This window comes from Streptomyces sp. NPDC093111 (assembly GCF_040683955.1).
GTDB lineage: Bacteria > Actinomycetota > Actinomycetes > Streptomycetales > Streptomycetaceae > Streptomyces.
The window spans coordinates 80,360-94,594 of record NZ_JBFBNW010000002.1 but is presented as its reverse complement, the minus strand read 5'-3'; the positions used below and the strand labels follow the sequence as shown (position 1 = coordinate 94,594).

11 protein-coding genes and 1 tRNA gene are annotated in these 14,235 nt (G+C 73.9%); 8 read left to right on the top strand and 4 right to left on the bottom strand.

Annotation, left to right across the window (positions count from 1 at the left end):
- The first annotated feature begins 112 nt into the window (after positions 1-112).
- From AB0Q96_RS02900 to AB0Q96_RS02885, 4 genes are all read left to right on the top strand, one after another.
- The gene (locus tag AB0Q96_RS02900) at positions 113-592 is read left to right on the top strand and encodes an Lrp/AsnC family transcriptional regulator (protein ID WP_365321252.1); all 480 of its coding nucleotides are present in this window, start codon (positions 113-115) and stop codon (positions 590-592) included.
- A 140-nt stretch (positions 593-732) separates the two neighbouring features.
- Positions 733-1,359 carry a winged helix-turn-helix domain-containing protein gene (locus tag AB0Q96_RS02895; RefSeq protein WP_365321251.1) on the top strand — a complete coding sequence of 209 codons (627 nt, stop codon included), beginning with the start codon at positions 733-735 and terminating at the stop codon, positions 1,357-1,359.
- 38 nt (positions 1,360-1,397) lie between these two features.
- Positions 1,398-1,589 carry a hypothetical protein gene (locus AB0Q96_RS02890; RefSeq protein WP_365321250.1) on the top strand — a complete coding sequence of 64 codons (192 nt, stop codon included), beginning with the start codon at positions 1,398-1,400 and terminating at the stop codon, positions 1,587-1,589.
- Positions 1,590-1,631: 42 nt separating this feature from the next.
- Entirely contained in the window at positions 1,632-2,936 is a 1,305-nt protein-coding gene (locus AB0Q96_RS02885) for an MFS transporter (RefSeq protein ID WP_365321249.1), read from the top strand.
- Here AB0Q96_RS02885 and AB0Q96_RS02880 read toward each other — a convergent pair.
- From AB0Q96_RS02880 to AB0Q96_RS02865, 4 genes are all read right to left on the bottom strand, one after another.
- Entirely contained in the window at positions 2,869-3,663 is a 795-nt protein-coding gene (locus AB0Q96_RS02880) for a S16 family serine protease (protein ID WP_365321248.1), read from the bottom strand. The genes AB0Q96_RS02885 and AB0Q96_RS02880 overlap by 68 nt on opposite strands.
- 90 nt (positions 3,664-3,753) lie before the next feature.
- Positions 3,754-4,395, bottom strand: coding sequence for a helix-turn-helix domain-containing protein (locus AB0Q96_RS02875; RefSeq protein ID WP_365321247.1), 642 nt, complete (start codon positions 4,393-4,395; stop codon positions 3,754-3,756).
- A gap of 470 nt (positions 4,396-4,865) precedes the next feature.
- A complete protein-coding gene (locus tag AB0Q96_RS02870) occupies positions 4,866-6,656 on the bottom strand; it encodes a DEAD/DEAH box helicase (RefSeq protein ID WP_365321246.1) in 1,791 nt (596 codons plus the stop codon).
- A gap of 293 nt (positions 6,657-6,949) precedes the next feature.
- On the bottom strand, positions 6,950-8,431 hold the full coding sequence (locus AB0Q96_RS02865; protein ID WP_365321245.1) for an MFS transporter: 1,482 nt from the start codon (positions 8,429-8,431) through the stop codon (positions 6,950-6,952).
- A gap of 179 nt (positions 8,432-8,610) precedes the next feature.
- Here AB0Q96_RS02865 and AB0Q96_RS02860 point away from each other — a divergent pair.
- From AB0Q96_RS02860 to AB0Q96_RS02845, 4 genes are all read left to right on the top strand, one after another.
- Positions 8,611-8,682 (top strand) — tRNA-Cys (locus tag AB0Q96_RS02860).
- A 110-nt stretch (positions 8,683-8,792) separates the two neighbouring features.
- Entirely contained in the window at positions 8,793-9,797 is a 1,005-nt protein-coding gene (locus AB0Q96_RS02855) for a serine/threonine protein kinase (RefSeq protein WP_365321244.1), read from the top strand.
- 2 nt (positions 9,798-9,799) lie between these two features.
- Positions 9,800-12,004, top strand: coding sequence for a PQQ-binding-like beta-propeller repeat protein (locus tag AB0Q96_RS02850; RefSeq protein ID WP_365321243.1), 2,205 nt, complete (start codon positions 9,800-9,802; stop codon positions 12,002-12,004).
- 100 nt (positions 12,005-12,104) lie between these two features.
- Positions 12,105-14,180 carry a serine/threonine-protein kinase gene (locus tag AB0Q96_RS02845; protein WP_365321242.1) on the top strand — a complete coding sequence of 692 codons (2,076 nt, stop codon included), beginning with the start codon at positions 12,105-12,107 and terminating at the stop codon, positions 14,178-14,180.
- Positions 14,181-14,235: the final 55 nt, after the last annotated feature.

Here is a 14,235-nt window from a genome sequence, read left to right as displayed (position 1 = left end):
GTCCCGCCGTCCCGCAAGCTGCGCAATAGTTTCTTGTTCCCCTGGTCAATCTGCCCAGCGATGGGCCACCATCGGCGTGCGACTTGTACATCATGACCATCAGGAGGCCGCCATGGCGATCGATCATCTGGACGGGCGTCTGATCGTGCTCCTCGCGGAGGAGCCCCGGATCGGGGTCCTGGAGGCCTCGCGGCGGCTCGGCGTGGCCCGCGGCACGGTCCAGGCACGGCTCGACCGGCTCCAGTCGAACGGGGTGGTCCGCGGCTTCGGCCCGCAGGTCGACCCGGCGGCCCTCGGCTACCCGGTCACGGCCTTCGCGACCCTGGAGATCAAGCAGGGCCAGGGCGCGGACGTACGGGAGCACCTGGCGACCGTCCCGGAGGTCCTGGAACTGCACACGACCACCGGCCACGGGGACATGCTGTGCCGGCTGGTGGCCCGCTCCAACGCGGACCTCCAGCGGGTGATCGACCGGGTCGTCGGCTTCGACGGCATCATGCGCGCGTCCACGGCGATCGTCATGGAGAACCCGGTCCCGCTGCGCATCATCCCGCTGGTGGAGCAGGCGGCGCGGGACGACACCGGGCGGTAGGGCGGGCAGGGCGGTAGGGCGGGCGGGCCGGGCGGAACTCGGCGGGCCTCAGAGGATCTCGGCAGACCTCTCTTCGACTTGCAAAGAAGTCTCTGCAAAAAACCGTTGCAGAGACTTCTTTGCAACTCTACTGTGGAGTCATGCCCGAGAAGCCCGAGCCGGAGCACGCCCCCTCCGCGACGCCCGCCCCCGAAGAGAAGCCCGGCAGCCGGGTGCTCGACCCGCGCTCCCTGCGCGGACTCGCCCACCCGCTGCGCATCCAGCTGCTGCGCGCCCTGCGCCACCACGGCCCCGCCACCGCCTCCCAGCTCGCCGAGCGGCTCGGCGAGTCCAGCGGCGCCACCAGCTACCACCTGCGCCAGCTCGCCGCCCACGGCTTCGTCGAGGACGACCCGGAGCGCGGCAAGGGCCGCGAGCGCTGGTGGAAGGCGGCCGTGCAGGGCACCACCTTCGACGAGGCGCTGTACGAGAACCCGGACCCGGAGGTCCAGGGCGCCGTCGAGATCTACCTCCACGAGATAGCGACCATCCACACCCAGGAGCTCGGCGCCTACCTGGGCACCCGGCACCAGTGGGCCGAGGAGTGGTCCGGCGCCTCCGACATGAGCGACTTCACGCTCCACCTCTCCCCCGAGCGGCTGCGCGAGCTCGACGAGCGGCTGCACGCGCTCATCAACGAGTACCGGGACACCGAGGACCGCCGGGCCCCCGGCAGTCAGCGCATCCGGATGCACCTCCACGCCTTCCCCCAGCACGGCGAGAACTGACACCCACCCCGCTCACGGACCACCGGAAAGGCCACGCCATGCACTCCGACATCCACCTCGTCCTGCACACCCTGAACGCCGCCGAGCTCCACGAGGCCGCCACCGACGGCGCCCCGGCCGCCCCGGCCGCCACCGCCACCTCCGTACGCGAACAACTCGGCTGGAAGCTGGTCGAGTTCGGCCTGCGGCTGGCCGTCCCGCACCCGCGCACCACCTGCGCCGCCGCCTGACGGCCCTACGCGGCCACCATCCACCATCCGGGGGGAACCACCGTGCGATCGCGCACACCACTGGCCACCGTCCTGGCGGCCAACGCCATCTCCATCAGCGGCAATTCACTCACCCTCATCGGCGTCCCCTGGTTCGCCCTGGAGACCACGGGCAGCCCCGGCAAGGCCGGCGTCGTCGCGTTCTTCGCCGCCGTGCCGGTCGTCCTCTCCGCGATCTGCGGCGGCCCCGTCATCGACCGGATCGGACGCCGCCGGGTGTCCATCGCCTCGGACCTCGTCTGCGCCCTCGCGCTCGCCGCGATCCCGCTGCTCAACCGGGCCGGAGTCCTGGAGTTCTGGATGCTGTGCGCCCTGATGGGCGTCACCGGCCTCTTCCACGCACCCGGCGAGACCGCCCGCCACGTCCTCATCCCCGACCTCGCCCGCCACGCCGGCACCCCGCTGACCCGGGCGGCCAGCCTCTACGAGGCCGTCTCCCGCGGCGCCCGCATGACCGGCGCCGCCCTCGCCGGCCTGCTCGTGGCCCTCATCGGCGCGGACACCGTCCTGTACGTGGACGCCGCCACCTTCGGACTCTCGGCCCTGCTCGTCGTCGCCGGGCTCCGCGGCATACCCTCCGCCGAACCGCTCCGCGAGGCACCCCCGCTCTCCCTCGCCGCCTACCGCTCCGACCTGCGCGCCGGCTACTCGTTCCTGCTGCGCACCCCGCTGCTGCTCGGCATCAACCTGATGGTGATGGTCACCAACGGCCTGGGCCAGAGCTGGAACGCCGTCCTGCTCCCCGTGCACGCCCGCGAGGAGCTCGGCGGCGCCGCCGCCATCGGCCTGCTCGTCGCCGTCTTCGGCGGCTGCGCCCTGCTCGGCGCGCTGCTGTACGGGGCGGTGGGCCACCGCTTCCCGCGCCGTCCGGTGCTCGCCGTCGGCTTCCTGCTCGCCGGAGCCCCCTCGTACCTGGTCGCGGCCCTCACCGACACCACCCCGCCGCTGCTGGTGACGATGGCGCTCGGCGGACTCGGCGCCGGGGTGCTCAACCCGATCCTGTCCACGGTCTTCTACGAGACCGTCCCCGAGGAGCTGCGCTCCCGCGTCGGCGGCGCGAGCACGGCCGGCGTGCTGCTCACCACCCCGCTCGGCGGCCTCGCGGCCGGCTACCTGATCGAGCGGACCGGCATCACCACGGCCCTGCTGACCTTCGGCACGCTGTACTTCCTGGCCACGCTCTCGCCGCTGGTCTTCCCCTGCTGGCGGGCGATGGACCGCCCGCCCGGCCGACCGGAGGTCAGCAGCCCGGAACCTTCGACTCCTGCCCCTGCTCCAGGGCCCGCAGGGACGACACCGCGTCGCTGAGCGCGGTCACCGGCACCAGGCGCAGGCCCTTCGGGAGCTCGGCCTTCGCCTGGGAGCACTCGTCCTTCGGCACGAGGAAGACGGTGGCCCCGTCCCGCGCGGCGGCCTGCGTCTTCAGCGAGACCCCGCCGACCGCGCCGACCATGCCGTCGGGCGTGATCGTGCCCGTACCGGCGACGGTCCGGCCGCCGGTGAGGTCGCCGCCGTCGCCGTTCCCGTCGATCTTGTCGACGATGCCGAGGGAGAACAGCAGACCGGCGCTGGGCCCGCCGACATCGGCGAGGTGCAGGTCGACCTTCACCTTCTTCGGGTCCAGCTTCAGATAGCCGAGGGCGGCGAGGGAGGCCGCGTCCTGCGACTCCTTCATCTGCCCGAGGTTGCGCTGCTCGATCTCCTTGTCGGACTTGCCCGACGGGTAGACCGACTCGCGGGGCAGCACCGCCCGGTCCGTACGGAACCAGGCGTCGGCCACCTCGCCGAGGTCGATGTCCTCGGAGGGACCGGTCGCCAGGATCGTCGTCATCCGCAGCTGCCCCTCGGTCTCCCGGACCGGGACGCCGCTGACGGTGATCACCTCGCGCCCCTGGTCCTTGCCGAGGACGTCGGTGGTCGTCCCGGGCTGCGCGATGGAGAACGGCAGCGGCGCGAGCCCGGCGACGGCGAGGAGCGCGACGACGGGAACGGCACAGAGCGCGAGCGCGCGGCGACGCGAGAGGCTGGAGAACACGCCCCCAATCTACTGGGCCCGGTCACGGGCGGGCGCGGACCCGCGCCCGCGGCCCGTCACCACCGCGCTCGCGCGCCCCCGCGACGGGCCCTAGCGCAGCGCGTCGGCGACCTCCCGGGCCGCGTCCACGACCCGCGGTCCGACCCGCTCCGGCACGGCGTCCGACAGCATGACGACGCCGACGCTGCCTTCGATCCCGGTGACCCCGACGAGCGGCGCGGCGGCCCCGCTGGCCCCGGCCTCCAGCTCGCCGTGGGTCAGGGTGTAGCCCGGCTCGATCAGCTCGCCCAGCCGCGCGGCGAGTATGGCGCGCCCGGCCGCCCCACGGTCCAGCGGATGACGGAAGCCGGCCCGGTAGGCGACGTGGTAGTCGGTCCAGGTCGGTTCGACGACGGCGACGGCGAGCGCTTCGGCCCCGTCGACGAGCGTCAGGTGGGCCGTCGCGCCTATGTCCTCCGCGAGCGAGCGCAGCGCGGGCAGCGCGGCCTCCCGCACCAGCGGATGGACCTGGCGGCCGAGCCGCAGCACGCCGAGCCCGACCCGGGCGCGGCCACCCAGATCACGGCGGACCAGGGCGTGCTGTTCGAGCGTGGCGAGCAGACGGTAGACGACGGTCCGGTTGACACCGAGTCGGTTGGACAACTCGGTGACGGTCAGGCCGTGGTCGGTGTCGGCGAGCAGTTTGAGGACTCTGAGTCCCCGGTCGAGCGTCTGGGAGGTCTCCGCGGTCACGACGCCCTCTCCTTCGGAGTGAGTGACAGCGGACTCGTACGGGAGCTGCGGCACCGGTCCCACGGCGACGCACGTCAGAGGCCGCCGGCAGGACGGGGGCACACCGGCTGCGCTCCGCGGCGGCGCTGCCACGGGGCGTTTGCTTGAGCCGGGACAGTAGCGACCTGCTCCGCTCAGCGGAAGACCTCGTCCAGAATCCGGGCGCGTGCGACCGGATACGGGCGGTTCGGGACCTAAGTCGGCCGAACTGGGGACTTTGGGGGACAAGGACGCCCAGGTGCCGCCCGTAGCGTGGAAGAGCGCGAGGCCCGACCGTGGGGGCCGGTCCTCGCCGCACCGTCCCGTTCCCCCGGGACGCCCGAGAGGCCCGTACACAGCCTGTGTACGGGCCTCTCGGCCTTGGAAGCCCTGCCCCAATGAACCCTCGAAGCCTTGAAACCCTCAAGCCTCGGAGTGCGGCCCCATGTGCGTCACCGCATCCGGGTGGCCCACTCCTGCACCTTCTTGATCCGCTCGCGCAGCTGCCCGGCGGTGGCCTCGGCGCTCGGCGGCCCGCCGCACACCCGGCGCAGCTCGGTGTGGATGACACCGTGCGGCTTGCCGCTCTGGTGAACGTACGCACCGACCATCGTGTTGAGCTGTTTCCTCAGCTCAAGGAGCTCCTTGTGGGAAACCACGGGCCGCCGCTCGGCGGGCAGCTCCAGCAGGTCGGCCTCGGTGTCCGGCTTCTTGCGGCTGTGCGCGATCTGCCGGGCCTGCCGCTTCTGGAGCAGCAGCTGCACCTGGTCCGGCTCCAGCAGCCCGGGGATGCCGAGGTAGTCCTGCTCCTCCTCGCTGCCCGGGTGGGCCTGCATGCCGAACTCGGCCGCGTTGTAGAGCACCCGGTCGAAGACGGCGTCGGACTCCAGCGCCTCGAAGGGCAGCATGTCCTGCTCGCCGGTGTCCTCGTCCTGCTGCTTCTCGGCCTCGGCGAGCTCCTTCTCGGACTCGGCGTACGGGTCCTCCTCGCCCTCCTTCTTCGGCCGGTCGAGGACGTGGTCGCGCTCGACCTCCATCTCGGTGGCGAAGCCGAGGAGGCTGGGGATGGTGGGAAGGAACACGGACGCCGTCTCCCCGCGCCTGCGGGATCGCACGAAGCGCCCGACGGCCTGCGCGAAGAACAGCGGGGTCGAGATGGTCGTCGCGTACACGCCGACGGCGAGCCGCGGCACGTCGACGCCCTCGGACACCATCCGGACGGCGACCATCCAGCGGGAGGTGTTCTCGCTGAACTCGTCGATCCGGCCGGAGGCGCCGGCGTCGTCCGAGAGCACGACGGTCGCCTTGGTCCCGGTGATCTCCCGGATCAGCTTGGCGTAGGAACGCGCCGAGTCCTGGTCGCTCGCGATGACCAGCCCGCCGGCGTCCGGAATGGACTTCCGGACCTCGGTGAGCCGCTGGTCGGCGGCGCGCAGCACGTTGGGCATCCAGTCGCCGCGCGGGTCGAGGGCGGTGCGCCAGGCCTGCGAGACGGCGTCCTTGGTCATCGGCTCGCCGAGCCGCGCGGCGACCTCGTCACCGGCCTTGGTGCGCCAGCGCATGTTGCCGCTGTAGCTGAGGAAGATGACCGGCCGCACGACCCCGTCGCCGAGGGCGTTCCCGTAGCCGTACGTGTAGTCGGCCGAGGACCGCCGGATCCCGTCGTTCCCCTCCTCGTACGTGACGAAGGGGATCGGGTTCGTGTCGGACCGGAAGGGCGTACCGGTCAGGGCGAGCCGCCGGCTGGCGGGCTCGAAGGCCTCCAGGCAGGCCTCGCCCCAGGACTTGGAGTCTCCGGCGTGGTGGATCTCGTCGAGGATGACGAGGGTCTTGCGCTGTTCGCAGCGGTTGCGGTGCAGCATGGGGCGCACCCCGACACCGGCATAGGTGATGGCGACCCCGTCGTACTCCTTGCTGAGCGGCCCGGCGCTGTAGTCCGGGTCCAGCTTGATCCCTATCCGCGCGGCGGCGGCGGCCCACTGCTTCTTCAGGTGCTCGGTGGGCGCGACCACGGTGATCTGCTGCACCACGTGGTGGTGCAGCAGCCAGGACGCGAGGGTCAGGGCGAAGGTGGTCTTGCCGGCGCCCGGCGTGGCGACCGCGAGGAAGTCACGGGGCTGATCCTGGAGGTACTTCTCCATCGCGCCCTGCTGCCAGGCTCGCAGCTTGCCGGCGGTACCCCACGGGGCACGGCCGGGGAAGGCGGGAGAAAGGTGATGGGAGGAGGAGGCGGTAGTAGTCACGGTCTCCGGTTCGACGCTCGTCCAGATATGACAACCGGGCCACCTTACCGGTGCGACCCCCGCGACCCACCCCGATCAGCCCTGTGGCGGCCCCCCTTGAGACAGTCCTCACAGCCCCCGCAACTGCTCGGCGATCACCTCCACATGGCCCACGCGACCGCCCCGGAAGCCGATGACCAGGGCATACGCGCACCCGCCCGCCCACGAGCCCACGGGCCTGCGGACCCACGCCCGCCCGCCCATGAGCCCACGGGCCTACGGACCCACGCCCGCCCGCCCACGAGTCCACGGGCCTACGCCCGCGCGACGGAAGCCCCCCGCACCCCGAGCCGCGTGGCGACCCACGCGCCCGCCGCCGCCACGACGGCCATCGGCAGGAAGACCACGACGAAGGCCACGGGATGGGACCCGCCGCCCCCGCCGGAGGCCGCGTGCCCCACCGCCCCGCCGCCGAGCGCGGCGAACGCCGCCCCGCCGGCCGCGAGCAGCAGCACGTTCGAGAGCCCGTCGGAGATCTGGAGGGCGGCGGAGTTCGCGCCCGCCTCCTCCGGGGCGGACAGCTTGAGCAGCAGCACGCTGGTGAGGGCGATCACGATGCCCATGCCGAAGCACCCGAAGGCCCAGGCGACGGCGACCACCCACGCCGGGACGGCCTCGATCAGGACGCTCGGCGCCGCGGCGATGGCGAGCGCGACCAGCACCATGCCGCCGACCATGAGCCGCTCGCGGTACGGCTCCGTCCACGGCCGCGACTGGACGTAGGAGCCGAGCGCCCAGGTCAGCCCGCCGACGGCGAGCGAGAGCCCGGCGAGCGTCGGGCTCAGCCCGCGCTCGGTGACCAGCATCAGCGGCACAAAGGACTCGGCCGCGATGAACGCGCCCGCGGCGATCCCGCGCAGCAGCACCACCGAGGGCAGCCCGCGGGCCGCCCGGTACGTCCCGGGCGGCAGCAGCCCGCGCACGGCGGGCACGAGCAGCGCGGCGCCGACGACGGCCGGGACCAGGGAGAGCCAGCGCAGCTCCTGCCCGGCGTACTGGAGCAGCGCCGCGCCGAAGGAGATCCCGAGGGCGAGCCGGATGCGTCGCCGGTCGTACGGCGGGAGCGGGGCCTGCGGGTCGGCGGGCCCGGAAGCCGTCCGGCGTATCGCGGGCAGCGCGAGGGCGAGCGGGAAGACGACGAGGGCGGGTATCCCCACGAACACCCACCGCCATCCCAGGTGCTCGGTGATCGTCCCGGAGGCGAGCGGCCCGACGACGGAGGGCACGACCCAGCCGGCGGCGAAGGCGGCCATGATCGCGGGCCGGAGGTGTTCGGCGTAGGCGCGGCTGATCACCACGTACAGGGCGACGATCACGAGACCGCCGCCGAGCCCCTGGACGGCCCGCCCGAGGATGAACAGCCACATCGTGCCGGCCGTGCCGGAGAGCAGCAGTCCCGCGGCGAAGGCGGTCATGCCGGCGGTGAGCGGCGCCAGCGGCCCGCTGCGGTCGGACCACTGCCCGGACAGGACCATGGCGAAGAGGCTGGTGGTGAAGTATGCGGAGAAGGCGAAGGCGTACAGCGAGACCCCGCCGAGTTCGCGCGCGGCGACCGGCATCGCGGTGCCGACGGCGGTGGCCTCGAAGGCGATGAGCAGGACCACGGACACGATGCCGACGCTGAGCGCCCGGTGCTCTCGGTCGAGCACGCTTCCGCCGCCGGTGGGAGGGGCGGCGGCGGGAGGCGCGACGCTGTCGCTGGGCGCGACGGTGTCGCTGGGTTCGAGGACGCTCATCCCCCCAGAGTAAGGGCCATCGGCACATGTGACCCCTGTCGTGAGTCGGTTACGGAGTGGTCCCTTCGGCCTAGGACCGTGAACGCCCTGTGGCGCGCGTATGGCAGTCGTGTTGCACCACCACCGGAACCGTTGAGCCCGCCCCGCCCCGCCCCTAACGTCTTACTCGTCGCCACCACGACCGTGTGCCCGAGTGGTTGAGGGGCTCGCCTGCAAAGCGAGTTACGTCGGTTCGATTCCGATCACGGTCTCCGAGGAAGGGGCGCCCCGCGAAGGGGCGCCCCTTCTCCCCGTTCCGGCCCGTCCGGCTCCCCCGAGTAGGCTCTCCCTCGCTCAGGGGGAATTCAGGGGGGATTCGCAAGTGGAACGGCCGTACCGCCTCATCACGCGTCTGGACCCACCCCAGGACCGCCCCGGCCCGCACCCGTCCCCGCCCCCGGTCCCGTGCCGCCGCTTCATCGCCCGCGCCGCGACCTCCGACCGTACGGTGCTCCTGACGGCCCCGCTCCCCGGCGCCGACCCGGCCCTTTTCCGGGCCGAGGCGCAGGCGGCACAGCGCCTCGCACCGCCGTGGACGTTCCCGGTGACGGAGATCGACGGAGCCGCACCCGGCGCGGACGCCTGGTTCGCGACCCCGTACGTCCCCGCGCTCCCGCTCCCCGTGGCGCTGGCCGTGCACGGCGGCCCGTTGCCCGAGGAAACGGTACGGGTGATCGGCGCGGCCCTCGCGGAGACGCTGGCCGCGCTGCACGCGCAGGGCGTGGCGCACGCGGGCGTGGCCCCGGCGGCGGTGCTCCTGACGGCGGACGGCCCGCGGCTCACCTGCTTCGGCGCGGCCCGCGCCACGGACCGCGTGGACCGGGCGGCGCAGTCCCCGGAGCAGGCGACGGGCGGACTGCCCCGCCCGCCGGGCGACGTGTACGGGCTCGGCGCCGTCCTGGCGTACGCCGCCACCGGCCACACCGTCCCCGAGCGCTCGGAACTCCCGCCGGCCCTGGCCGCGACGATCACCGCCTGCCTCACCCGGGACCCGGCGAACCGCCCGCCCGCCCCGGCCCTGCTGCCCGCCCTGTCCCCGCCCACCCCGCACGGGACGGTCCTCGGCTCGGCCACGACCCTGCTCACCCCGGGCTGGCTCCCGCCCCGCGTGGTGGCGGCGCTGGCCCACCAGTCGGCGGCGCTGCTGGCGGCGGAGGTGGCGGGGGGCGCGGAGGCGCCGGGGCAAGGTGCCGGGGTCGGGACCGGGCCCGGGACCGGGACCGGCTCCGGTCACGGGCACGGGCACGGGCACGGGCACGGAAACGGGCACGGAAACGGGCACGGGCCCGGCTCCGGTCACGGGCACGGAAACGGGATCGGAAACTGACCATGCTCTCCCCCCTGACCCACGACGACCCGCCCGCCATCGCCGCGTACCGCCTGCTGGCCCGCCTGGGCTCCGGCGGCATGGGCACGGTGTACCTGGCGCGTTCGCCGGGCGGCCGTACGGTCGCCCTGAAGACGGTGCACGCGCGCCTGGCGGCCGACCCGGCGTTCCGCACCCGTTTCCGGCTGGAGGCCGACGCGGCCCGCATCATCGGGGACCGCCACGGCGCGGCCGTCGTCGACGCGGACCCGCTCGCCGAGACGCCGTGGCTGGCCACGGAGTACGTCCTGGGCCCGCCGCTGGACGACGCGGTCGCCCTGGCGGGCCCGCTGCCGGAGCCGACCGTACGCGCCGTGGGCGCCGCCCTCGCGGGGGCGCTGCGGCAGCTGCACTCGTCGGACGTGGTGCACCGCGATCTGAAGCCGTCGAACATCCTGGTCACCGCGCACGGCCCGAAGGTGATCGACTTCGGCATCGCCCGCGCGGCCGGCGACGCCCGGCTCACGTCCACGGGGGCGGCGGCCGGCACCCCGGCGTACATGTCGCCGGAACAGGCCGCGGGCGAGGAACACACCCCGGCGGGAGACGTGTTCGCGCTCGCGGGCGTGCTGGTCTTCGCGGCGACGGGCCTGCCGCCGTTCGGCTCGGGCGCCCCGGCCGACCTCCTCTACCGCGTGCGCTACGCCGACCCGGACCTGTCCGCCGTACCGCCGTCCCTGCGCCCCCTCCTGGCCGCCTGCCTGGCGAAGGACCCGTCCGCGCGGCCGGTGCCGGCCACCCTGATCGCCGAACTCCACGACGGCCGGGGCGAGTTCGCGGACCATCTGCCGCCTCCGCTGCTCGCCGCGATCGCCCGCCGCGCGACGGACGTCTGGCATCCGCACCCGCCCCGCCTCCTGGCACCGGCGGAGGACCCGTACGCGACGGCGGCCCCGACCCCGCCGCGCCGCCTCTCCCGCCGCGGGCTCCTCGCCCTGGGCGGCGGCACGGCCCTCGCCGCGGCGGGCGCGGGGGCGGGCCTGTGGGCGTGGCGCGGAAGGGAGGCCCGGCCGGAGGCGGGGCCGAGGACGCCGCCGGCCGGCGGCACCGGCGCGGCCCCGCTGTCGCTGTGGAGCACGGAGATGGCGACGCCGGAGAAGGACGAGCGCACGTTCCCGATGGTCGTGGGCGGGCAGGTCGCCCTGGTCGCGGGGATGGGCGTGGTGTTCACCGACGCGGCGACCGGAAAGACCGCCGGGGTGTGCAGCGCCGACACCACACCGTGGACGGCCGTCGCGGACGAGGCGGGCGTCGTCCACGCCGTACAACGGAAGCCGGACACACAGCACTTCGACCTGGTGGTGCGGACGGTCGACACGAAGAGGTACGCGCTGCGCCCGTCCGGCATCACGGTCCAGGGCCTCAACGCCAACATGGACGCGACCCAGTTGCTGTGCGCGGCGGGCGGAGTCCTGTACCTCGCGGGAGCGACGGGCGTCCCGGACGCGCTGCGCGCGCACCACCTGGTGGCCGTGAACACCCGTACGGGGAAGGAGATATGGCGCACGCCCCTCGGCGACACCGCCACGGGCTCCGGCTCCTCCTCACGTCTCGACAGCACGGACCGTCGCTACGTGATGGCGTCGGCGGTCGCCGGAGACCGCCTCATCACGTTCGAGAGCTACAACGAGTTCGACGACACGACCCGGGTCGTCGCCCGTGACACCCGTACGGGCGCCGTGCGCTGGCGCAAGGACATCGACGTGCCACGGGACACGGCCTCCCTCAACCAGCCCTGCCTGGACGGAACCCACCTCTACACGGGCGGTACGAACCTCTCGGCGTTCCGGCTGTCCGACGGCGGCACGACCTGGCAGGAGCGGGTCTCGGCGAAGGACCCGTTCTCCGCGCCCGTCCTGGGGGACGGCGCGGTCTACGCGGTGGTGGAGGGCGGGGCGTACGCCGTCGACACGGCCACGGGCACGAAGCTGTGGCAGGAGCGGGCGGCCACCGACGACCCGGCCCTGCCCGACAAGGACCAGTCCCTCGCGGTGGGCGACCGGTACCTCTACTACCGGTCCGAGCGGGGGCTGGCGGCGGTGGACCTGAGGACGCGACGCAGGGCGTGGGTGTACGGGACGGACGCGGACCACGTGGTGGCGCGACGGAAAGAGGGCCGGATGTACGCGGTGGGAGACCGCTTCGTGATCGCCCTGCCGCTGAAGTAGCCCCGCAGCTCACCACACCCACCACAGAACACCACCACCACCATCCGCCCCCTCCCTCCCCTCCCTCCCTACCCCTCCCAGGACAGGACGTGACGCCCCGATGAACCCCCTAGGCTTCGGCGACCCGCTGCGGCTCGGCCCGTACCGGCTGCTCGGTGTGCTGGGCGAGGGCGGCATGGGCAAGGTGTACCTGGCGGCGGGCGCCGACGGGCGCCCCGCCGCGGTGAAGGTGCTGCGCCCCGAGCTCGCCCACGACCAGCACCTGGCCCAGCGCTTCGTCCGCGAGGCGCACACGGCGCGGGCGGTCAGGAGCGGCGGGGTGGCGCGGGTGCTCGACGCGCAGATGGACGGCGGGCGGCCGTGGATCGCGACGGAGTTCCTGGCCGGGCCGACGCTGGACGAGGCGGTGGCGCGGTACGGCCCGTTCGACGAACCGACGGTACGGGCGCTGGCGGCGGCGCTGGGCGAGACACTGCGGGACATCCACGCCGCCGGGCTGATCCACCGCGACATCAAGCCGCCGAACATCGTGCTCACGTCCGACGGCCCCCGGGTCATCGACTTCGGCATCGCCCGCCCCGAGCACGGCCTCACGCTGACGACGACCGGCCAGATCCCGGTCACGCCCGGCTACGGGGCACCCGAGCAGGTCCTCGGGCGGCGGGTGACCGGGGCGGCGGACGTCTTCTCGCTGGGCGCGGTGCTCGTGTACGCGGCGACGGGGCGCCGGGCGTACGACGGGGCGCACGTGGCGGCCGTGCAGTACGCGGTGGTGCACGAGCAGCCGGACCTGGGCGCCCTGCCGCCCGAGCTGCACCGGTTGATCGCCCCGTGTCTGGCCCGCGAACCCGAGCTGCGGCCGACGCCGGAACAGGTGGCGCAGGCCTTCGTACCGGACCGGCGCAAGGTCCGTGACGTGTGGCGGAAGGGTGCGCTGCACGAGGAGGTGAGGCGCCGGGAGACCGAGGTGCGGCGCCAGTCCAAGGCGGCGGCCTCGACCGTCGTGGCGGGCGGCGCGCCCGTGCCGAGCCGGCGCCGGGTGCTCGCGGCCTGGGGCGGGGGCGGCGCGGTCCTGCTGGCCGGCGGCGGAGGTACGGCGTGGTGGCTGGGCGGTCGCGGGGAGGACGCCCTGCCGCCCGAGGGCGACGCGCCGGAGGCCCCGCTCCTGGACCAGGCGAACGCGGGTGTCCGCCCGACACCCCTGTGGGGTCCGGTCGACGTGGCGGCGACGGGCCCGCTGGCACCGCCGGTGGCGCTGCGCGACGTACTGGTCTTCCCGGACCGGAACGGCGGCCTGACGGCCCTGAAGGTGGTGGACGGCTCGACGAAGTGGACGCTGCCGGACATCTCGAAGACGGCCCGCCAGCTCCCCCTGACGCTGACCGATTTCGTGGCGGCGAACAGCTCGGGCCACCTGGTGGCCCACAACGCGTCCACGAGCAGGCGCCTCTGGTCGCTCCCGTCGGCGGAAGCGGCGATCCTGCTGGCCGCCACCCCCGACACGGTCTACGTGCTGACCACCAAGGGCGCGCTGCGGGCCGTGGACGTCGTCGGCCGCCGGATCCGCTGGACGATCGCGTCCACCGAACGCGCCACGGACACCAAGGGCCCCTGGGCCGCCGCCGACACCGACCACCTGGTCGTCTCCGGCACGGACGGCACCGTCTCGGCCTACGCGCGGGCGACCGGTCGTCGCGTCTGGCAGATCCGCGGCCAGTCCTCGGAGTCCCTGCGGCCCGCCGTCGACGCCGGCACGGTCTACCTGGGCGGCCGCACCCTGACCGCCGTCACCCTCGCCACCGGCACGCCCCTCTGGTCCGTCGACCCGAGCCCCCGGCGCACCTGGGGCGCACCAGCAGTCGACGCCAACGGTGTCACGGCCACCCAGGGCCGAGCCGTCCGCCGCTACGCCAAGGACGGCTCCACCCCCGACTTCTGGTACGCCGACCTGAACGGCGACTTCCCCGACCCGCAGCCCCCCGTGATCCAGGGCGACTGCGCCTGGACCGTCGAAAGCGCCAACGGCGACTCCGGCGTCTCGGGCATCTCCATCCCGGAAGGCAAGCGCGTCTGGACCTACGAACGCGACAACACGGGCCCCTGGGCGATGACGGCGAAGTCCAACCGCGTCTTCCTGATCAGCAAGGGCAGGGTGTCGGCTTTGCCTACGTTCTGAAGCGGCGGCCAACCTGACGCCACGCTACCGGGCCGCACCAAGCCCTTCACCTCTC

Excerpts from the sequence above, each read along its gene's own strand:
- AB0Q96_RS02900 (WP_365321252.1), top strand. The coding sequence starts at position 113 with ATGGCGATCGATCATCTGGACGGGCGTCTGATCGTGCTCCTCGCGGAG.
- AB0Q96_RS02895 (WP_365321251.1), top strand. The coding sequence starts at position 733 with ATGCCCGAGAAGCCCGAGCCGGAGCACGCCCCCTCCGCGACGCCCGCC.
- AB0Q96_RS02890 (WP_365321250.1), top strand. The coding sequence starts at position 1,398 with ATGCACTCCGACATCCACCTCGTCCTGCACACCCTGAACGCCGCCGAG.
- AB0Q96_RS02865 (WP_365321245.1), bottom strand. The coding sequence starts at position 8,431 with ATGAGCGTCCTCGAACCCAGCGACACCGTCGCGCCCAGCGACAGCGTC.
- AB0Q96_RS02850 (WP_365321243.1), top strand. The coding sequence starts at position 9,800 with ATGCTCTCCCCCCTGACCCACGACGACCCGCCCGCCATCGCCGCGTAC.
- AB0Q96_RS02845 (WP_365321242.1), top strand. The coding sequence starts at position 12,105 with ATGAACCCCCTAGGCTTCGGCGACCCGCTGCGGCTCGGCCCGTACCGG.